This is a genomic window from Nonomuraea sp. B5E05, from assembly GCF_039880665.1.
GTDB lineage: Bacteria > Actinomycetota > Actinomycetes > Streptosporangiales > Streptosporangiaceae > Nonomuraea.
Genome location: NZ_JBDPMJ010000001.1, coordinates 452,332 through 470,777, shown reverse-complemented (window position 1 = coordinate 470,777; position 18,446 = coordinate 452,332). Strand labels below are relative to the sequence as shown.

Sequence of the window (18,446 nt, the reverse complement as noted above, 5' to 3'; positions counted from 1 at the left end):
CGGGCGGCCGCTCCGGCATGCCCGGCGTACGGCCGGGTAGCGGGAGGCGCATGAGGTTCCCGTTCGCCGTGCCGGCGCTGGCCGTCCTCGCCGTCGCCGGCTGCTCCGTGGACACCGCGTCCCCCGCGCGGGCCGCGGAGCGTTTCCACGCCGCGATCGCCGGGCGGCAGGAGGCGAGCGCGTGCTCCATGCTCGCCCGCAGGACGGCCGACAAGCTGCCCGGCCCCGGCCAGACGTGCGCCGACGCGCTGCGCGAGGTGCGGTTGGGTCCCGGCGGCCGGCCCACCGCGGTCAGCGTGTGGGGCGAGGAGGCCCAGGTGCGCCTGACCGGCGACACGGTTTTCCTGCACCGGTTCAGCGACGGCTGGCGGGTGAGGGCCGCGGGCTGCCGGCCGGTTCCCGACCTTCCCTACGAGTGCGAGGTGGAGGACTGATGCGGGTGATGTTCACGCTCACCACGCTCGTCATCGTCGTGGGGCTGGCGTGGTTCTTCGCGATCGGATGGTCGCGGCTGTGAGGTGGCTCAAGGACAACGCCCTCTCCCTGATGTTCCTCGTCCTGTTCGTGCTGGCGGTGTGCGGGCAGGCCGTGGCGGGGCTGCTCGACTACAACGACCGGCAGATGGCCGCGGGCGCGGAGCCGGTCTCCCTGCCGGACTACGTGGCCTCGTCGTCCTTCGCGGTCGACGTGGCCGAGAACTGGCAGTCGGAGTACCTGCAGTTCTTCCTGTTCATCACGGTGACCGTCTGGTTCGTCCAGCGCGGCTCGCCCGAGTCGAAGGAGCCGGGCGAGGAGGGGGCGGAGTCCGACGAGCAGCAGCGGATCGGCCGGTACGCCGAAGCCGGTTCGCCCGCCTGGGCGCGGGCCAGAGGGCCGCGGTTGTGGTTGTTCAGCAATTCGCTGGGGCTGGTGATGGGCGCCGTCTTCCTGCTGTCGTGGCTGGCCCAGTCGGTGGCCGGGCAGGCGGCCTACAACGCCGACCGGCTGAAAGACCTGCGCGATCCGGTCTCGTGGAGCGCGTACGTCACCTCGCCGGAGTTCTGGAACCGGAGCCTGCAGAACTGGCAGTCGGAACTGCTCGCCGTGTTGTCGATGGTGGTGCTCTCGATCTACCTGCGGCAGCGCGGCTCGCCCGAGTCGAAGCCGGTCGGGGCGCCGCACGCCTCAACGGGGGTGGAGGGCTGACCGGTGACCACGGCGACGACGCTGGTGCCGGGCTTGAAGGCGCCCTGGTGGGCCAGGTCGAGGATGCCGTAGAGCATTTTCGCCACGTAGATCCGTTCGACACGATATTTCGCGATGAATCGCTCTAGGACTGGCGTCGACTTGGCATATCCGCCGAAGTGATAGTCCAGGTTGATCTCCCAGTTCGGCCACGTACGGTCGTACGCCTCCCGCTGCAACCTGGCCACCTCTCCGGCGAGGAACCCCGCCCCCTTCAGCACCGCGAACCCGATCGCCCGCTTCCCCTCGGGCAGCCCCGCCGAGATCCCGGCCAGCGTGCCGCCGGTGCCGACCGGGCAGCAGATGACGTCGTAGTCCTCCGCGATCTCCCCCGGCAGCTCCGCGCACCCGCGCACGGCCGCGGCGTTGCTCCCGCCCTCCGGCAGGATCACCACGTCGTCACCCCACCGCTCCCGCAGCCGGGCCTGCATCTCATCGGTGTGCTTGAGCCGGTAGGAGGCCCGGTCGAGGTAGGTGAGCGTCATGCCGCAGGCGGCGGCGTACGCGAGTGCCGGGTTGAGCGGCCGGTGCTCCTCGCCCCTGATGACGCCGATGGTCTCGATCCCGTGCCGCCGGCCGGCCTCGGCGACGGCCCTGATGTGGTTGGAGTAGGCGCCGCCGAACGTCAGCAGCCGGGAATGCCCGAGGTTGTACTTCAGCTTGCGCGGTTTGTTGTCGTCGTGCGCCAGGAACACCCGGACCTAACCGAGCCCTGGGTCCAGGAGTTCCTCCATGCCGCTAGTCTACGGTCGGGCCTATGTTGAGGAGTGTTCGATAATGCGCATTGTTGAAGCTTTTCGTGCCGCCTACGGCGCGTCCCCCGAAACCGTCTGGCACGCCCCCGGGCGGGTCAACCTGATCGGCGAGCACACCGACTACAACGACGGCTTCGTCCTGCCCTTCGCGGTGCCGTGGGGCGTCACCGCGGCGATCACCCCGCGCACCGACGGGACCATCCGCCTGCTGTCCCTCCAGGCCGACGGCGGCCCCGTCACGATGGCGAGCCACGACGAGTCGACGGGCTGGACCCGCTACGTCGTGGGCGTCCTCGCCATGCTCGGCGACCGCGTCTCCGGCGCGGACATCGCGATCGACGGCGACGTCCCCCAGGGCGCGGGCCTCAGCTCCAGCGCCGCCCTCGAGGTGGCCGTCGCCTCCGCGCTCAACGACCTGCACGACCTCGGCCTGACCCCCATGGAGATCGCCCTGCTCGGGCAGAAGGCCGAGAACGACTTCGTCGGCATGCCCTGCGGCATCATGGACCAGGCGGCCTCGGCGCTGTGCGAGGAGGGGCACGCGCTGTTCCTCGACTGCCGCTCCCTCGCCTCCAGGACCATCCCGCTCGACCTGGCCTCCCACGGCCTCGCCATGCTGATCATCGACACCCAGGCGCACCACGAGCACGCGGGCGGCGAATACGCCAAGCGCCGCGCCGAGTGCGAGTCGGCGGCACGCAAGCTCGGCGTCTCCGCGCTGCGCGACGTCACCGACCTGCCCGCGGCGCTCGAGCTCCTCCAGGGCGACGAGCGCAGGCGCACGATGCACGTCGTCACGGAGAACCACCGCGTGGAGGCCCTGGTCGGGTTGCTGCGCGCGGGCGCGGTCACGGAGATCGGCGCGCTGCTGAACGCCTCACACCTCTCGCTCAGGGATCAGTACGAAGTGTCGTCACCCGAACTGGACGTCGCCGTGGAGGCGGCGGTCAAGGGCGGGGCCAGGGGCGCGCGCATGACGGGCGGGGGCTTCGGCGGCTCGGCCATCGCCCTGGTGCCGGTCGATCGGCTCGACCGCGTCCAGGAGTCGGTGGCCGCCGCGTACGCCGAGCGCGGCTTCCAGGCCCCCCGGTTCCTGCCCGCCACCCCTGCCCGCGGCGCCCACCGCGTCTGAGTGGCGGCGGTCAGAGGGCGGGGAAGTCCGGCGGGCGGCGTTCCAGGAAACTGGCGACGCCCTCCGCGAAGTCCGGCCGCTCGAAGGAGGCGAGCATCTCCCGGACGGCCGTTTGCGCGGACTCCTCCAGCGTCGACTCCCAGTCGTGCCAGACCTGCCGTTTGATCACCGCCATCGACGCGGGCGAGCTGTGCGCCGCCAGTTCGAGCGCGTACGCCCGCGCCTGCGCCACCAGGTGCTCCCCCGGCACCGCCCGGTTGACCAGCCCCAGCTCGTACGCCTCCCGCCCCGTGAACACCCGGCCCGACAGCAGCAGGTCCATGGCCCGCTGCTGCCCCACGAGGCGCGGCAGCACCCAGGAGAGCCCGTACTCGGCGATGAGCCCGCGCCGCGCGAAGGCCGTCGTCCACTTGGCCTCCTCGGCCGTCATGACGAGGTCGCAGACGAGCGCGTGCACCATGCCCAGCCCCGCGCACGCCCCGTTGACCGCGGCGATGATCGGCTTGCCGATGGTCGTGGGGAAGGTGTGGGGCCGGGGGTCGGGCCGCTCGTCGTAGGTGCCGGCGCGGACGGCGTCGAGCGTCTTGAAGTCGGCGCCCGAGCAGAACCCCTTGCCCGCGCCGGTGACCACGACGGCCCGGACCGCGGGGTCCTTCTCCGCCTCCGCCAGCAGGTCGAAGTAGCGCCGCCCCATGGCGTCCGTCCACGCGTTGAGGGTGTCGGGACGGTTGAAGGTCAGCGTGAGCACGCCCTGGTCGACCGTTGAGAGCACGAGTTCCGCCATGACCCCAACCGAACCATGTTCTAGCCGTGGGTGGCAAGCCTAACGGTGGTGGACGAAGGCCGGGGTGAGGACGCGGGTGTCGTAGTAGCGGTGGAAGACGGGGGTGGCGGCGCCCGAGAGCGGTGGCACGATCCACGACCAGTCGGCCGGGCAGGCGCGCCCCGCCTTCTCCTCCTTCGACAGGTGCGTCAGGAAGCGGCGCGACTCCGTGTGGTGGTCGGTCATCGTGACTCCGGCCCGCTCGAACGAGTGCAGCACCGCCACGTTCAGCTCCACCAGGGCGTGGTCGCGCCACAGCGACCGCTCGGTGGAGGTGTCCAGGCCGAGCCGTTCGGCGGTCACCCCGAGCAGGTCGTACCTGTCCTCGTCGGCCAGGTTGCGGGCGCCGATCTCGGTGCCCATGTACCAGCCGTTGAAGGGCGCGCACGGGTAGCAGATGCCGCCGATCTCCAGGCACATATCCGAAATAGCCGGAACGGCGTGCCAGCGCAGGCCGAGGTCGGCGAACCACGGATATTCGGGGTGCGTCAGCGGCACCTCCAGAACCGCGTCCCCGGGCAGGTGGCACAGCAGCGCCTCGCCGAGGCCCGGCTGGATGATCAGCGGAAGCACGTCGAACCGGCCGGAGCCGCCACGCCACCCCATGCTCTGGGCCAGCTCCGTCAGCCCTACGTTGCGCGGGTCGCCGACGACGCTGCCGGGCGTGCGGTAGCCGGCGTACCGGATGAGCTGGTCGTTGAGCACGCGCGGCCCGCGCATGGCGGGGGTGTCGGGGGGCAGCACGGTGATCGTGGGCCTGATCTTGCCGTTGCCGGTCGCCTCGCGCAGGTGGGCGACGCATTCGAGGGCCACTCCCTCGGCCGTGGTCACCTGCCTGCGATCGCGTACCCGCAAGGACCGCCAGTAGAGCCGGCCGATGCACCGGTTGTTGTTGCGCCAGGCCACCCGGGCGCCGAACTCGAGTTCCTCGTACGTGTGCGTGTAGGTCCCGGTGCGGGCCACCTCCCTGGTGACGTCCCGCAGCCGTGCGTTAAGTCCGCCCGCGGCGGGGTTCTCGGCGTGGAAGAGCCTGAGGAAACGCTCCGCCTCGCGCAGGTCGGCGGTTCGCCCGAGCACGGCGTTCATGGCCTGCACGGCGGGCGTTTCGAAGGGGCGCAATGACTTGATCCAGGTGGGCACGCGGCAACCCGTTCCTCCGTCGTCGGATCGCCCCGCCGATTCCGGGTCGGCGGCACGTCCTGGTGGCGGGCGCCCTCTCCTCGCCCCCGGCATGATGTCCCGCGGCTCCGGTCCACCGGACCGGAGGCACCATCTTTCCCCGCCGAGACCCGCTTTGTCCGGCCAACCTGAAAATACGTGATGATCCCACTACAAAGCGTGAAACAACACCGCAGCGAGCACCCCGGGCCGCACCAGGTGTGCCCGACGGCAGGGCCCGAAGGAAACATGGTCGCAAGCGCTTCACAAAGTGGATCTTGCCGGTAGTACAGTGTCCACCTGATGTGGGAGGTGACGTGACCGCACCCGATCCTGACGTCCTGGCCATCGACGCCGACGGCCGGCGCACCTCCGGACGAGAGTTCCAGGCACTGGCCGATCAACACGAGCAGCTGACGGCCGCACTGCGCGGCAGCCTGCAGGCCGGCAGCGGCCTGCCCTTCGAGGAGATCGAGGGCCCGTTCAACCAACTGGCCGAACACCTGCTGCACCACCACATCGCGGCCGGCGACGGCCTGCGCGTCGCCGGGGCCGGACAGGTCGTCATGGCCGAGCGGAACCTCGCTGTCGAGCAGCTCAACAGCGCCAACGTCCAGGCCCGGCTGTGACCAGCGTCACCGACGACCCCGCGATCGCCGCCGACTTCAACATCCTGGGCCTCCCCTCCATCCCCGACCCCTCCCCGGCCTACTTGCGAGCCGACACCCTGCGGGCCTTCGCGGACCACCACACCCGGCTCACCGGCGACGGTGCTCTGGCCTCCCGCCGCGCCGCCCTCAACCAGGGCCCCGCCGCGACCGCCGCGGACCAGCACATCAGCGGCCCCGGTGGCACCCTCCCCCAGACCAGCAGCCTCGCCGACCACTTCAGCCTCGCCGCCGGCATCCACAACAGCGCCGCGCAGTTCGTCCAGCACGGGAAGGCCAGGATCGCGGCATACGCGGCCGCCGCCGCCGCGCTCGCCCTGGCCGTCCCCCAAGTCCGCGCCTGGGTCAGAGCCAGAGCCCACCGCCTGTATCAACAGTTCCGCAGCATCCTGGCCAAATTCGGAGACATCTACCGCAAGCTCATCGCCAGAATCGCGTCGAGAACGAGCCGGGCACCCGATGGCATCAACCGTGGGGTGGTTCGAGCCGGAACCGGGCGTGCGACCGCGATCTCCGCTCGAGAACGTCAGGCCATCGACCGCCCGCAGCCGTCCGGGCCGCTCGAACGCGACATGCCGCTGCCCAGGCCCGCAGACCTGCGCTTCGAACGCAACGACGAAGGACTCATCACCGCCGTGAACGGCAAACCGACACGGGAATTCGTGGAGGAGATGACGTCGATCAGGTCAGCGGAATATCTGGCTCGTCGCGAGCAGGCGACCGACCTCGCCTACTCGAGAGCCAAGGCCGGTCCGGTGTACACGCTGCTCATGGATCGGCGCACAGGCAAGTTGTACGAAGGTCTGAACGACATGTTGCGGCACGTGCCCGACGACCTGCACCCTCTCCTTCGTGAGCGTTACGAGAACTTCGCCCGCTGGGCTCGCGCCAACGGCCCTTTCAAGCATGACGAGGGCTGGCCGGCGGGCGGATTCCCGCACTGGAGCGAGCCGGGCACACATTCCGAGGTCACCGCGACCAGCCGGGCCCTCTGGGATCGCACGCGCAACGGCGAGACGGTGACGCCCGAGACGTTGCGCGAACTCTATTTCGACAATCGGTTACTGTCCGACCATTATCAGGGCATCGCCGCCCGGCAACGCATACCGTGCTGCGCCAACTGCACGAACTTCTTGTACGACACGCCGAACTCCGCCGGATACTTCACCCGATATCCCTCCCTGGGTGACACCCCGCTGGCCGAGTTCACACCACCCTGGGCAATATGACGGTCGGGAAAAACCATGCGCATCACGATGAACGATCTGGAATATGACCTGGACCAGCGGGTCCGCTATCAGGGCGCTCTCTACAGCGGCACCGCGTGCGAGCTCTACGCCGACGGCACGGTCATGACCGAGCAGACCTTCGACCAGGGCGTCCCGCACGGCATCGCGCGCGCCTTCTACCCGGACGGCAGCGTCGAGTCGGAGTGGCGGCTCGACCACGGCCGCCGGCACGGCTCACATCTGCGGTGGCACCCGAACGGACAGCTTGCCGAGGATCAGAACTACGATCACGGGAAGCTCGTCTCGAGCCAGGCCTGGCACCCGGACGGGACCCCGGACACCTTGTAGGGCCGGGCGATGAGTTCGCGAGCAAGATGCGGGCCACCGAGGACCCCTGGGTGGTGCCTGTTCCAGGAACGACTCAGGCCCCCTTCCCGATCCAGGAAGAGGGCCTTCGGTGACTATCGAAGCTCCCGCGATTGGACTCGAACCAATAACCTGCCGGTTAACAGCCGGCTGCTCTGCCGTTGAGCTACGCGGGATCGGGCTTCTGCCCACGTCATCGGGGCTTTCGGGCCCCTCCGCCGTGCGCACGACTAGATTAGCGCACTCTGGGAGTGCGTGTCGCATCATAAGCGGGGTAGGCCCGGAGGCAGCGGAGGTGCGAAATGCGTTATCGGATGACATTCGCTGTTGGACTGGCGGTCGGCTACGTGCTGGGCAGCCGGGCAGGACGCGAGCGGTACGAGCAGATCAAGCGGACGGCGCAGCGTGTCGCGGACAACCCCAGGTTCCAGGAGGCGGCCGGGGTGGTCGGCGCGCAGGCGTCGAAGTTCGCCGGGATGGCCAGGACGAGGGTGGGTGACACGCTGCAGCAGCGGATCCCGTTCCTGCATGACGACCACAAGCCCGACACGGGCACCGGCTGGCCGGACGACGGCGTCGAGGGCAGGAGTGCGAAGGAGACCGGCATCCCCTACTGAGCGGCGCGTGGGCGTGGGGGCCGCGGCTCACACGCCCATGCTGCGCCGCACCCCCTCCAGGGCCTGCTCGGCCTGCGCGCGCAGGCCGGGGTCCTCGGGGTCGAGGCCGTCGTCGAAGACGAAGGTCCAGCCCAGCACCTCACCTCCCGGCCGGCGCCGGGCCACGAGCCGCACGCCGCCCCTGCCCGGCAGGTTGACGTGCTTGTTCACCACGATCGTCGCGTTGACGCGCTCGCGCAGCGTCTCGGGCACCATGCGCGGCTCGGCGATCCGCCCGGCGTGCCACCTGCCGTCGGTGGTGAGCACCCGCACCCCTTCGTCGTCCCACGACGCCCTGTCGATCTCCTCGTACGGCAGGCGCGTGCCGTCGGCCAGGTGCAGGGCGAGGTTCGTGGCCACCACGTGGCCGTCCTCGGCAGGGGTGAAGGTCAGCACCCGCTCTCCAGGCTCCATCGTCAGGGACCTGCGCACGTCGGCGGGCAGCCGGCGGAAAATGCTCATTCCACAACGGTATCGGCGAGCAGATCCAGGGTGAGCGCCGCGCTCCAGGAGAAGTCCCGGCACCCGCGCCCGCTGCCGTCGAAGGGGTCGAAGCACTCGCGGAAGCCGGCCTGCCGCACCAGGCGCAGGGTGCCGTGGGTGAGCTGCCGGGCGAGCGGGTCGAGCGCGTGCACGGCGGCGGCCCTGCGCAGCAGCCAGTTGGTGTTCACCCAGGAGGGGCCGCGCCAGTAGCGGGTGCGGTCGAACTGGGCGGCGCGGATCTCGCAGCTCGGCACCGGGTAGCCGGTGGCTCCCATGAACCTGGCCGACTCCAGCACCTCGACGGTGGCGCGCACGTGGTCGCCTGGCAGCCACGGGTCGAGCAGCGGCCCGAACCCGCCCACCGTGCACACCTTGATCAGCCGGTCGGTACGCAGGTCCCTGGCGTAGAAGCAGCCGTCCCAGAGGCGCTCGATCATGGCCCGCCGGATGCGCTCGGCCTGCTCGGCGTGGGGCGCGGGATCGGCGCGGGCCAGCGGCGCCAGCTCCGCCAGCGCCTGGCAGGAGGCCAGCCAGATGCCGTTGAACATCGGGTCCTCGATCGCGAACGGATGCTCGTCGCGCAGGTAGCCGGCGTTGTATCCGGCGTCGCGGTAGCGCATGGCCAGCCAGACGTAGCGGTCGTGGGCGCTGTCGGGGTGGCGCTCCTCCATGTCGACGTTGCGGTAGCCGTACCTGATCACGGGGAGGGCGGCGAGCGCGTCGTCCCAGGCCGGGCTGTCGTCCATGCCCGACTCCCACGGATGCACGATCGCGGCCAGCCCGGCCCCGCCCAGGTCGCGGGCCGAGGCGAGGTAGTCGTGCTGGGCCACCAGCGCGGGGAACGCCTTCCTGACGAAAGCGACATCGCCGGTGTGCCGGTAGAGCCACCACAGGGCGAGTCCCTGCAGCGGCGGCGAGGTGAGCCCCGAGGTGAGCACGCGCGGCGCGGCGTCGTGCTCCTGGGAGCGCCAGACGGAGGGCCCCGGGAAGTACGCCTCCCGCGTGTGGAAGACGATGTGCGGCACCATCCCGGTCGCCCACTGCCCGCGCAGCAGGCTGAGCAGCTCTTCGCGGGCCCGGTCGGGCCGGTGCCTGGCCAGGCCGATGACGACGAACGCGGAGTCCCAGCTCCATTGGTGCGGGTAGAGGCCCGGCGCGGGCACGGTGCCCGTGCCTGTCCAGTTCGCCTCGAGCACGGCCATTGCCTCGCGCCCGAGCGCGGCGTCGTCGACCGCCGGCCGCGCCTCCATCACCCAACTATGCCTGGGGATCCCGCGGGAAGCTACTGCGCGGGAACCCGCCGCTCGTCAGGCCCTCTTCGCCCACTTCGCCAGGAACATGACGCCCAGCGCCACGCCGCCGATGATCAGGCCCCACTTGAGCAGCGTGAGGGCGAAGCTCACGAGGGGGCCGAGGAGCACGAGCGCGGCGACGACCGCCGCGATGATCAGAAGAATACGTCCCATGTTCGAAACGGTACGAGATCTTTTAAGTCATTTGCAGGTGACACAGGGTTGAATCAGGGGCAAGTCAGGGGTTCCCCCCACCCCGGAACCAACCGGCATCACCTTCGCGTTGAGTCGGTAAGGAGCACCGGGGCATCGGGGGCCCGCTTCACGGGGAGCGTGATGAGCCTGGGACCGCCCATGAGCAGGGAAGCCGCGGAATATGCGCTGCGTGCCCGCGCGGACGAACGCGACCGGATCTCCGGGGACCTGCTCGATCTTGAATCCCACACCACCTACCAGGTGCTCAAAGGCGCCTCCTTACGTGGGACCACCGAACAACGATGGACGGCGACGCAGGAGTCCCTGACCGCCCTGTGGCGGCTCAACGACGCCTACCGCGCCGTGCTGCGCCGCGCCGAGCAGATCAGGGCCTCGCGCGCCCGGCCCGGCGCCGAGCAGCTCACGGCGCTCACCGAGCTGCTCGCGGGCTCCTCCGTCGTGCTGCGGGCCGCCGCCAGGCCGGTCGAGCAGCGTTCCCTCATCCCCCAGGCGGACCTGCGGCTGACCCTCGACGAGGCCGTGACCCGGATGGACGCCGCTTTCCGCGAGGTCACCTCCGCGCTCAACGACGTCGACGCCGTGTGGAACAGCGTGCTGCCGCGGCTCGACGGCGCCGACGCCGACCTGATCAAGATCCACGACCTCGAGAACGAGCTGGGCGAGACCGCCGGCCTGACCGCCGAGGCGGGCGAGCTGGCGCGGTTGAGGACCGCGGTGCTGGAGGACCCGCTTGGCGCGACCGTCGAGCCGCGCCTCGACCGGCTGACGCGCCTGCTCGCCTCCTCCCGCGCGGAGCTCGACCTGGCGATCACCGTGAAACGGGAGTTCGCCGCGCGGCGCGAGAACCTGGTGGCCGCTCTCGACCTGGTACGCGCGGCCGAGAGCGAGGCCCGGCTGGCCCACGGCGCGGTCGTGGTCAAGATCGCCCTGCCGCCGCAGGCCCAGCCGCGCAGCCGCGTCGGCGCGCTGGCCGGCGAGCTCGACGCGCTCGACGTCTCGGCCGACCCCTGGGTGGTGAGGGCCAAGCGCCTCGCCCGTCTCGAAGACGACACCCGTAAGGCCGCCGAGCAGGCGCGGACCACGGCGAAGGCGCTCTACGGCCTGATCAGCAGGCGCGACGAGCTGCGCGGGCGCCTCGGCGCCTGCGAGGCGATGGCCGCCCGCAAGGGCCTGGCGGAGGACCAGGCGGTGTTCGAGTCGTTCGCGCGCGCCCACAGGCTGTTGTGGAACGCCCCCTGCGACCTGACGAAGGCGGCGGCGGCCGTCGAGAACTACCAGCGCGCGATCCACGGAGGTACGTGATGACCCGCTGCGCGCAGCCCGGCTGCACGGGAACGATCGATGAGGGCTACTGCGACCTGTGCGGCACCGCCGAGAGCCCGCCGCGGGCCGCGCCGGCGCAGGCTTCAGCGTCCCCTGCCGGGCCGGCGCCGGGATCCGCTTCCGGGCCCGCGTCCGCTCCGGTGGTGACCCAGCCGGTGAGCAGGTCGATGAGCGGGCCGACGGGCAGCAGCGGCAGGTCGCGGGCCGGCGTGCTGGCCACCATCGCGGACCTGCCGTCGGTGCCCTACCGCGACCCGGCCACGGCGGTGATGGCCGACCCCGAGGTGCCGGAGAACAAGAGGCGCTGCGCCAACCCGGCGTGCGGGAAACCCGTGGGCCGCTCCAGGAACGGCCGGCCGGGCCTGACGGACGGGTTCTGCCCGCACTGCCGTACGGCGTTCTCGTTCACCCCCAAGCTGGGCAAGGGCGATCTGGTGGCCGGCCAGTACCGCGTGCTCGGCTGCCTGGCGCACGGCGGGCTCGGCTGGATCTACCTCGCCTCCGACGAGAACCTCGACGGCCGGTGGGTCGTGCTCAAGGGCCTGCTCAACACCAACGACGCCGAGGCGCTGGCGGCGGCCGAGGCCGAGCGGAAGTTCCTCACCACGGTCGACCACCCCAACATCGTCAAGATCTTCAACTTCCAGCGTTCGGCCGGCCTCGGCTACATCGTCATGGAGTACGTGGGCGGCCAGTCCCTGCACGAGCTGCGCCGCCAGGGCCCGCTGCCGCTGCGCGAGACCCTCATGTACGGCAGGGAGATCCTGCACGCGTTCGGCTACCTGCACGAGCACGGCCTGGCCTACTGCGATCTCAAGCCGGCCAACGTGATCAGGGTCGGCAAGCGGCTCAAGCTCATCGACCTGGGCGCGGTGCAGCCCATCGGCTCGCCGCCCGGCTCGTCGTGGGCCACGGTCGGCTACCACGCCCCCGAGCTGGAGACCCGGCCGACGTCGGTCGCCTCCGACCTCTACACCGTGGCCAGGACCATGGCCGTCCTGGCGATCCCGGGGTTCAGCCCGGCCAGGGACGACATGGAGGTCCCGCTGCCGGTGGACTGCGGGCATCCGTCGTTCACCCGGCTGCTGCGCAAGGCCACCGCCGCCGATCCCGCCGACCGGTTCCAGAGCGCGTGGGAGATGGAGGAGCAGCTCGTCGGGGTGCTGCGGGAGATCAGCGCCATGGAGGAGGGGGTGCCGTACCCGGCGCTCTCGACGTTGTTCGGGCCGGAGCGTACGGCGGTGGGGACGGCGCTGTCGGACGCGTACGACGAGGTGTTCGAGCCGCTCGATCCCGCGGCGGTCGCGACGGCCTTACCCGTGCCGCTGGTCGATCCTGCGGACCCGGCCGCCGGAGCGCTGGCCGGGCTGCTCGGCCGTGACAGCGCGACGCTGGTCGACCAGCTCGCCGCGATGCCGCAGACCCCCGAGACGAAGCTGATGCGCGCCAGGCTGCTGGCCGAGCGCGGGGCGGACGAGGCGCGCGACGTGCTCGACGAGCTGGCCGCGGAGCTGCCGGGCGACTGGCGGCCCACCTGGTACCGCGGGGTGCTGGCCCTGCGCCAGGAGCAGGTGGCCGTGTCCATGTTCGACGCCTGCCTGTCGGCGCTGCCGGGAGAGCCGGCGCCGAAGCTGGCGCTGGCCTTCGCGCTGGAACACGCGGGCAAGCCGGCCGCCACCTGGTACGAGTGTGTCTGGCGGACCGACCACGCCTACGTGAGCGCGGCGTTCGGGCTGGCCAGGACGGGCCGGATGAGCGTGCTCGACGAGGTGCCCGCCACGTCGTTCTACCGGGTGCCGGCGCAGGTGGCGCTGGCCGCGTCGGTGGTGCGGCGGGCCGACCTGAGCGGGCTCACCGCCGCCGACCTGACGGGCGCGGTCGAGCGCGTGGCCGCCCAGGCCGACCTCGATCCGCGCCGCCGGGACCTGCTCACCGCTGAGTTGCTCGGCGCGGCGCTGACCTGGCTGGAGACGAACAAGGCGCCGGCGAACGGGCAGCTCGCGGGCGCGCCGTTCACCGGGCCGGGGTTGCGCAGGCGCATCGAGTCCATCTTCCGCAGGCTCGCCGGGGCCGCCGACTCCCGCCAGGAGCGCCACGCGCTCATCGACCAGGCCAACGCCGTACGACCGAGGACGTGGGTGTGACAGATCCCCAGGCCATCCAGCACGACACGCCGGGCGCCGCCTGCCCGGTGTGCCAGGCCTCCGTACTCGAAGGCGACGTCTACTGCGAGGCGTGCGGCCACGCGCTCGGCTCCCCGGTGTGCGCGTTCTGCGACGCCGCGGCGGTCGACTCCGACGGCTACTGCGAGCGGTGCGGCCTGCGCCAGCCCACCGAGCGGGACCACGCCGAGATCGTGCTCGTCGGCGGCGCCGCGGGCGTCACCGACAGAGGGCTGCGCCGCAGCCGCAACGAGGACGCGATGGCCCTGCTGACCGCCGGCGGCTCGACCGTGACCGTGGTCTGCGACGGCGTGGGCAGCTCGCCCAGGGCCGACGAGGCGTCCGCGGTCGCCGTCGAGACCGCGGCGGCCGCGCTGGCCAGGGGGTTGTCGTCGGAGGAGGCGTTCGACCTGGCCGGGCGGGCGGTGAGCAAGCTCGCCACCTCCGTGCACGACGCCCCCGCCTGCACGTACGTCTCCGCCGTGGTCGAGCCGGGCCGCGTGACGCTCGGCTGGGCGGGCGACAGCCGCGCGTACTGGATCCCCGACGGGACCCCGCTGACCACGGACGACGCCGTGCCGACCGGCGAGATCACCGCCTGGCTGGGCGCCGACGCCGTCGGCGTCAGGCTCAACGTGCGAACGCTCACCCCGCGCCGACCAGGACACCTGCTGGTCTGCAGCGACGGCCTCTGGCGCTATCTGGAGGGCTACGCCTTCCCCCGCGCGGGCACCCCGCGTGAGCTGGCACGCGAGATGTTGCGCCACGCGCTGGACTCCGGCGGCCAGGACAACGTGACCATTGTCGTGATCCCCTTAGGAGAAGCACATGAGTGATCAGGCCGCTTTCACGTTGACCATCGACCAGAACAAGTTCCTTCCGCTTGACGGGCGCGAGGTGCACGCCATCCTCACGGTGAGCTCGACCGGCGGCCTCACCACGCAGGCCGTCCCCGCGGAGGCCGCCGAAGTGATCATCGTGGACACGTCGGGCTCGATGAGCGGCTCCAAGATCCGCGAGGCCAGGCAGGCCGCCGCCACGGCGGTGCAGACCCTGCGTGACGGCGTCTACTTCGCGGTGGTCTCCGGCACGGGGAGCGCCAAGGTCGTCTATCCGAGTGGCGCAACGCCGAGCCTGGTCCAGGCGAACCCGGCCACCAGGGCCGAGGCCGCCAAGGCCGTCGACAGGTTGCTCTCGTACGGCGGCACCGCCATGGGCGAGTGGCTGAAGCTGGCCGGGCACCTGCTGTCCACCCGCCCTCAGGCGATCAAACACGCGCTGCTCATGACAGATGGCCAGAACAACGAGCGCGCCGACGTGTTCGCCTCGGTGTTGTCGGCGTGGAGCGGCACGTTCGTGTGCGACTGCCTCGGGATCGGCGCCGACTGGGCGCCCGCCGAGCTGCGCAAGGTGGCCGAGGCGATGCTCGGCACGTTCGACTACGTGCGCGATCAGGGGGACCTGCCGGAGTATTTCCGCCGGCTCACGCAGGCGTCGATGAGCAAGACCGTGGCCGACCTGTCGCTGCGCGTGTGGGTGCCGCAGGCCGCCCGGCTGATGTTCGTCAAGCAGGTCGACCCGGTGCTGCTCGACCTCACCGGCAAACGCGCCGACGTCAACCCGCTGACCGGCGACTACCCGACGGGTTCCTGGGGCGCTGAGGAGCGCAAATACCACATCTGCGTCGAGGTGCCCCCCGGGCGGATCGGGCAGGAGATCAGGGCAGGCTGGGTCAAGCTCGTGCACCCCGACACCCAGGACGTCCTGGCCAGCGGCAACGTGCTCGCCCAGTGGACCGACGACCTGGCCCTGTCCACCCAGATCAACGGCAACGTCGCCCACTACACCGGCCAGGCCGAGCTGCACGACCTCATCCAGGACGGGCTCAGCGCCCGGGCGATGGGCGACGTCGAAACCGCGACGGCCCGCCTGGCCAAGGCGCGAGACCTGGCCGGCGCGTCCGGGCGCGAGAACACCGCCAAGCTGCTCGACCGGGTGGTCGAGGTCGATCCGGCCACCGGTACGGCGCGGCTGCGTAAGAACGTGGACAAGGAGGACACGATCGAGCTGGACACCGGCTCCGTCCGCACCAGCCGCCTGCGCGGGGAAGGAAGCTGATGGCGACCTGTCCGCAAGGGCACCCGTCGGGCGCCGACGACTACTGCGACGTGTGCGGCACCCAGATGGCGGGCGCCTCCCCGGCCCCCGCCGCGCCCCAGCCGTCCGTACAGCCGCCGGCCCAGGAGAGCCCCGGCGCCGAGAGCTGCCCGATCTGCCAGACGCCGCGGGCCGGACAGTTCTGCGAGGTGTGCGGCCACGACTACAGCGGCGCCGCCGGCGCCGTCCCGCTCCCCGTGACCGGGACCCGGTGGGAGGCCGTCACCGCCGCCGACCGCACCTACTACGAGAAGGTCATCGCCGAGGGCGGCCCCGACGCCGACGCGGTGGCGTTCCCGCCGTACTGTCCCGAACGCTCGTTCGGGCTGCACGGCGAGCAGGTCCGCATCGGGCGGCGCAGCAAGGCCAGGAACCTGGCGCCCGAGATCGACCTCACCGGCCCGCCGGAGGACCCGGGCGTCTCGCACCTGCACGCCGTGCTGCTGGCCCAGCCGGACGGCTCCTGGATGCTGGTCGATCCGGGCTCGTCCAACGGCACCCAGGTGAACGGCAGGCCGCTCCAGGTCAACGTGCCGGTCAGGATCGGCCCGGGCGACCGCGTCCACCTGGGCGCCTGGACCGTGATCACCATCAGGGAGGGCACGCCGTGACCCTGGTGCGGACCCGGCCGGGCGCCCCGTTACCCGTGGAGCGCGGCGTACCCGGCCGCATCCGGGTCATCTCCGGCATCACCGTCGCCTCGCTGGCGCTGCTGTTCGTGGCGCTCGCCGTCGGCAGCTCGGCGGCCCGCGACGGGCTGCGGGTCATCGGCCGCGACGCCGGCCCGCAGGTCGTCGCCACCGCCGGGCTCTACCTGGCGCTGAGCGACATGGACGCGCAGGTGGCCAACGTCCTGGTGATGGGCGACGGTTATCCCCGGGAGCGCGCGGCCGCGGTCACCCGCTACGAGCAGCAACGTTCCGTCGCCAACCAGGCGCTGCTGAAGGCGTTCGAGCTGTCCGGCGACAATCCGGCGGAGCGGCGGACCGTGCAGTCGGTGCTCGACGCGCTCGGCCGCTACGAGCGGCTCGCCGGGCAGGCGCTGCTGCTCGCCGAGCGGTCCGGGCACGCGCCGGGACCGCCGCCGGGCGAGGTGGTGCGGGCCTACCGCGACGCCACCGACCTGATGCGCCAGGTGCTGCTGCCGCAGGCGTACAACCTGACCTTGGAGAACGGCACGATCGTCCGGCGCACCTACGACGAGAAGGCGTTCACGGTGCCTCTCGTGCGCGGCGCGGTGGTGGTCGCGGGGGTGGTCGCGATCGGCTGCCTGATCTGGCTGCAGATCTTCCTGGCCCGGCGGTTTCGCCGGATCTTCGGGCCCGCGCTGATGGCCGCCACGCTCATCACGGCCGTCGCGCTGGTGTCCGGGGTGAGCGTGCTCGGCCAGGACCTGCATGCGCTGCGCACCGCCAAGTCGGACGGCTTCGACTCGGTGCTGACCCTGGCCAAGGCGCGCGCGATCAGCAACAGCATGCAGGGCGACCAGAGCCGCTACCTGCTCGACAAGGAGCGGGCCGACACCTACGAGCACACCTACCTCGACAAGTCGATGTCGGTCATCTACTTCGAGGCGGGCAACCTCGACGCCTACCACCGCAAGGTGACCACCGGCGCGAAGGACTTCCTCGGGCTGCTCGGCCCCGAACTCTTCGGCAAGCAGGGCAATGACGCGCTGGAGGCCTACCGCGCCTTCCAGGCCGCCGACGTGAAGTTCCGCCGGCTGGTGCTGGGCGGCCAGGCCAACGAGGCGGTCGCCGAACGGCTCGGGCCGGTCACCACCACGTTCACCGCCTACGACGAGGCGCTGCTCGAACTCGCCGAGACGCACCAGGGCGTCTTCAAACGCGCGATCGACAGGGGCGAGGGCGCGCTGAACACCCTGTGGTTGCTGCTTCCCTTCGCCATCGGCGCGATCGGCCTGCTGGTGATCGCCGGAGTGTGGCCCCGACTCAAGGAGTACCGGTGAAACGGGCGCTGGCAGTGGTGCTCGCCGTGGCCACGGTCCTCGTGACCGGCTGCGGCATGAGCGACCAGGAGTCGATCCTGGACAAGGACGAGATCGTCATCGGGGTACGCCCCGACCTGCCGCTGGTCGGGTTCCGCGGACCCGACGGCCAATTCGAGGGCTTCGACGTCGACGTGGCGCGCTACGTCGCCGGCAAGCTGGACAAGGAGTTCACCTTCCTGCCCACGCTGGCGGCCGCCCGCGACGACGTGCTGGTCGACGGGCGGGCCGACATGGTGGTGGCGACGTACACGATCAGCCAGGACCGCAAGGCGAAGGTGTCGTTCGCCGGGCCGTACCACATCTCGTACCAGGACATCCTGACCCGGGCCGACGAGACGATCAAGAACGTGCGCGACCTGGAGGGCCGCCGGATCTGCGAGGTCACGGGCGCGAACGCGGCCCAGCGCGTCGTGGAGGAGCGGAAGGTGGCGGCGCGGGTCGTGCCGTTCCCCGACTACCGGCAGTGCCTGGCGGCGCTGAAGAACAACCAGGTGGACGCGGTCACCACCAACGACGTCATCCTGGCGGGGCTGGCCGCGCAGGACGGCTCGGGGCTGCGGCTGGCCAACGCGCAGTTCAACGAGCAGCGCTCGGGCATCGGCCTGCCCAAGGGCGACGTGCCCGCCTGCGAGGCGGTCAACCGGGCGATCACCGACATGTACCAGGACGGCACCGCCGCGAAGCTGCTGAAGAAGTGGTTCGGCACGTCGGGGCTGGACCTCGACACGATCGCCGTGCCGCAGTTCGAGGGCTGCTCCTGACCGGAGGGCTGCTCCTGGACATGGGACGGG

General features: G+C 71.2%; 21 protein-coding genes and 1 tRNA gene. 14 read left to right on the top strand and 8 right to left on the bottom strand.

The features are described from left to right. The first annotated feature begins 50 nt into the window (after window positions 1–50). The gene (locus ABGB01_RS02235; RefSeq protein ID WP_347769690.1) at window positions 51–434 is read left to right on the top strand and encodes a hypothetical protein; all 384 of its coding nucleotides are present in this window, start codon (window positions 51–53) and stop codon (window positions 432–434) included. A gap of 79 nt (window positions 435–513) precedes the next feature. Beyond that, window positions 514–1,185 (top strand): DUF6766 family protein, encoded by a 672-nt coding sequence (locus ABGB01_RS02230; RefSeq protein ID WP_347769688.1) that lies wholly within the window; start codon window positions 514–516, stop codon window positions 1,183–1,185. On the opposite strand, the gene ABGB01_RS02225 is transcribed toward ABGB01_RS02230, so the two are convergent. Then, entirely contained in the window at window positions 1,110–1,919 is an 810-nt protein-coding gene (locus tag ABGB01_RS02225; RefSeq protein ID WP_347769686.1) for a pyridoxal-phosphate dependent enzyme, read from the bottom strand. The two genes, ABGB01_RS02230 and ABGB01_RS02225, sit on opposite strands and share 76 nt — an antisense overlap. Window positions 1,920–2,001: 82 nt before the next feature. Here ABGB01_RS02225 and galK point away from each other — a divergent pair, with 82 nt between their 5' ends. Continuing rightward, window positions 2,002–3,111, top strand: a complete 1,110-nt coding sequence (galK, locus tag ABGB01_RS02220; protein WP_347769684.1) for a galactokinase — start codon at window positions 2,002–2,004, stop codon at window positions 3,109–3,111. A 10-nt stretch (window positions 3,112–3,121) separates the two neighbouring features. Here the strand turns inward: galK and ABGB01_RS02215 are convergent, their stop codons facing one another. Further along, a complete protein-coding gene (locus ABGB01_RS02215; RefSeq protein ID WP_347769682.1) occupies window positions 3,122–3,895 on the bottom strand; it encodes an enoyl-CoA hydratase-related protein in 774 nt (257 codons plus the stop codon). 39 nt (window positions 3,896–3,934) lie between these two features. Further along, window positions 3,935–5,053 (bottom strand): nitric oxide synthase oxygenase, encoded by a 1,119-nt coding sequence (locus tag ABGB01_RS02210; protein WP_347769680.1) that lies wholly within the window; start codon window positions 5,051–5,053, stop codon window positions 3,935–3,937. Between the two features lie 356 nt (window positions 5,054–5,409). Here ABGB01_RS02210 and ABGB01_RS02205 point away from each other — a divergent pair, with 356 nt between their 5' ends. Genes ABGB01_RS02205 through ABGB01_RS02195 form a run of 3 tightly spaced genes read left to right on the top strand, consistent with a single transcriptional unit; the run spans window position 5,410 to window position 7,337 of the window. Beyond that, window positions 5,410–5,721 (top strand): hypothetical protein, encoded by a 312-nt coding sequence (locus ABGB01_RS02205; protein ID WP_347769678.1) that lies wholly within the window; start codon window positions 5,410–5,412, stop codon window positions 5,719–5,721. Next, window positions 5,718–6,989, top strand: coding sequence for a hypothetical protein (locus tag ABGB01_RS02200; protein ID WP_347769676.1), 1,272 nt, complete (start codon window positions 5,718–5,720; stop codon window positions 6,987–6,989). Before ABGB01_RS02205 ends, ABGB01_RS02200 begins: the two co-directional genes overlap by 4 nt. Window positions 6,990–7,004: 15 nt before the next feature. Then, window positions 7,005–7,337, top strand: a complete 333-nt coding sequence (locus tag ABGB01_RS02195) for a hypothetical protein (RefSeq protein ID WP_347769674.1) — start codon at window positions 7,005–7,007, stop codon at window positions 7,335–7,337. Between the two features lie 122 nt (window positions 7,338–7,459). On the opposite strand, the gene ABGB01_RS02190 is transcribed toward ABGB01_RS02195, so the two are convergent. Beyond that, window positions 7,460–7,531: transfer RNA gene (locus ABGB01_RS02190), tRNA-Asn, on the bottom strand. A gap of 126 nt (window positions 7,532–7,657) precedes the next feature. On the opposite strand from ABGB01_RS02190, the gene ABGB01_RS02185 reads away from it, so the two are divergent. Then, a complete protein-coding gene (locus ABGB01_RS02185) occupies window positions 7,658–7,972 on the top strand; it encodes a YtxH domain-containing protein (RefSeq protein ID WP_347769672.1) in 315 nt (104 codons plus the stop codon). Window positions 7,973–7,999: 27 nt separating this feature from the next. Here ABGB01_RS02185 and ABGB01_RS02180 read toward each other — a convergent pair whose 3' ends face one another. The 3 genes from ABGB01_RS02180 to ABGB01_RS02170 are packed head-to-tail and all read right to left on the bottom strand — an operon-like array spanning window position 8,000 to window position 9,960. Continuing rightward, window positions 8,000–8,473: a hypothetical protein gene (locus ABGB01_RS02180; RefSeq protein WP_347769670.1), complete on the bottom strand. Its 474-nt coding sequence runs from the start codon at window positions 8,471–8,473 to the stop codon at window positions 8,000–8,002. Continuing rightward, window positions 8,470–9,744 (bottom strand): hypothetical protein, encoded by a 1,275-nt coding sequence (locus ABGB01_RS02175; RefSeq protein WP_347769668.1) that lies wholly within the window; start codon window positions 9,742–9,744, stop codon window positions 8,470–8,472. The genes ABGB01_RS02180 and ABGB01_RS02175 overlap by 4 nt, the downstream gene beginning before the upstream one ends. Before the next feature lie 57 nt (window positions 9,745–9,801). After that, window positions 9,802–9,960, bottom strand: coding sequence for a hypothetical protein (locus ABGB01_RS02170; RefSeq protein WP_347620031.1), 159 nt, complete (start codon window positions 9,958–9,960; stop codon window positions 9,802–9,804). A gap of 180 nt (window positions 9,961–10,140) precedes the next feature. Here ABGB01_RS02170 and ABGB01_RS02165 point away from each other — a divergent pair, with 180 nt between their 5' ends. Beyond that, window positions 10,141–11,304: a hypothetical protein gene (locus ABGB01_RS02165; RefSeq protein ID WP_347769666.1), complete on the top strand. Its 1,164-nt coding sequence runs from the start codon at window positions 10,141–10,143 to the stop codon at window positions 11,302–11,304. Between the two features lie 46 nt (window positions 11,305–11,350). On the opposite strand, the gene ABGB01_RS02160 is transcribed toward ABGB01_RS02165, so the two are convergent. Next, window positions 11,351–11,548 (bottom strand): hypothetical protein, encoded by a 198-nt coding sequence (locus tag ABGB01_RS02160; RefSeq protein WP_347769664.1) that lies wholly within the window; start codon window positions 11,546–11,548, stop codon window positions 11,351–11,353. Here ABGB01_RS02160 and ABGB01_RS02155 point away from each other — a divergent pair. The 6 genes from ABGB01_RS02155 to ABGB01_RS02130 are packed head-to-tail and all read left to right on the top strand — an operon-like array spanning window position 11,535 to window position 18,416. Beyond that, on the top strand, window positions 11,535–13,469 hold the full coding sequence (locus tag ABGB01_RS02155; protein WP_347769662.1) for a tetratricopeptide repeat protein: 1,935 nt from the start codon (window positions 11,535–11,537) through the stop codon (window positions 13,467–13,469). The two genes, ABGB01_RS02160 and ABGB01_RS02155, sit on opposite strands and share 14 nt — an antisense overlap. Further along, window positions 13,466–14,323, top strand: a complete 858-nt coding sequence (locus tag ABGB01_RS02150) for a protein phosphatase 2C domain-containing protein (protein ID WP_347769660.1) — start codon at window positions 13,466–13,468, stop codon at window positions 14,321–14,323. The genes ABGB01_RS02155 and ABGB01_RS02150 overlap by 4 nt, the downstream gene beginning before the upstream one ends. Next, entirely contained in the window at window positions 14,316–15,605 is a 1,290-nt protein-coding gene (locus tag ABGB01_RS02145) for a VWA domain-containing protein (protein WP_347769658.1), read from the top strand. The genes ABGB01_RS02150 and ABGB01_RS02145 overlap by 8 nt, the downstream gene beginning before the upstream one ends. After that, complete coding sequence (locus ABGB01_RS02140; protein ID WP_347769656.1) at window positions 15,605–16,255, top strand: FHA domain-containing protein; 651 nt, start codon at window positions 15,605–15,607, stop codon at window positions 16,253–16,255. The genes ABGB01_RS02145 and ABGB01_RS02140 overlap by 1 nt, the downstream gene beginning before the upstream one ends. Next, a complete protein-coding gene (locus tag ABGB01_RS02135) occupies window positions 16,252–17,613 on the top strand; it encodes a hypothetical protein (RefSeq protein ID WP_347769654.1) in 1,362 nt (453 codons plus the stop codon). The genes ABGB01_RS02140 and ABGB01_RS02135 overlap by 4 nt, the downstream gene beginning before the upstream one ends. Beyond that, a complete protein-coding gene (locus ABGB01_RS02130; RefSeq protein WP_347769652.1) occupies window positions 17,610–18,416 on the top strand; it encodes a glutamate ABC transporter substrate-binding protein in 807 nt (268 codons plus the stop codon). Before ABGB01_RS02135 ends, ABGB01_RS02130 begins: the two co-directional genes overlap by 4 nt. The last annotated feature ends 30 nt before the right edge of the window (window positions 18,417–18,446 follow it).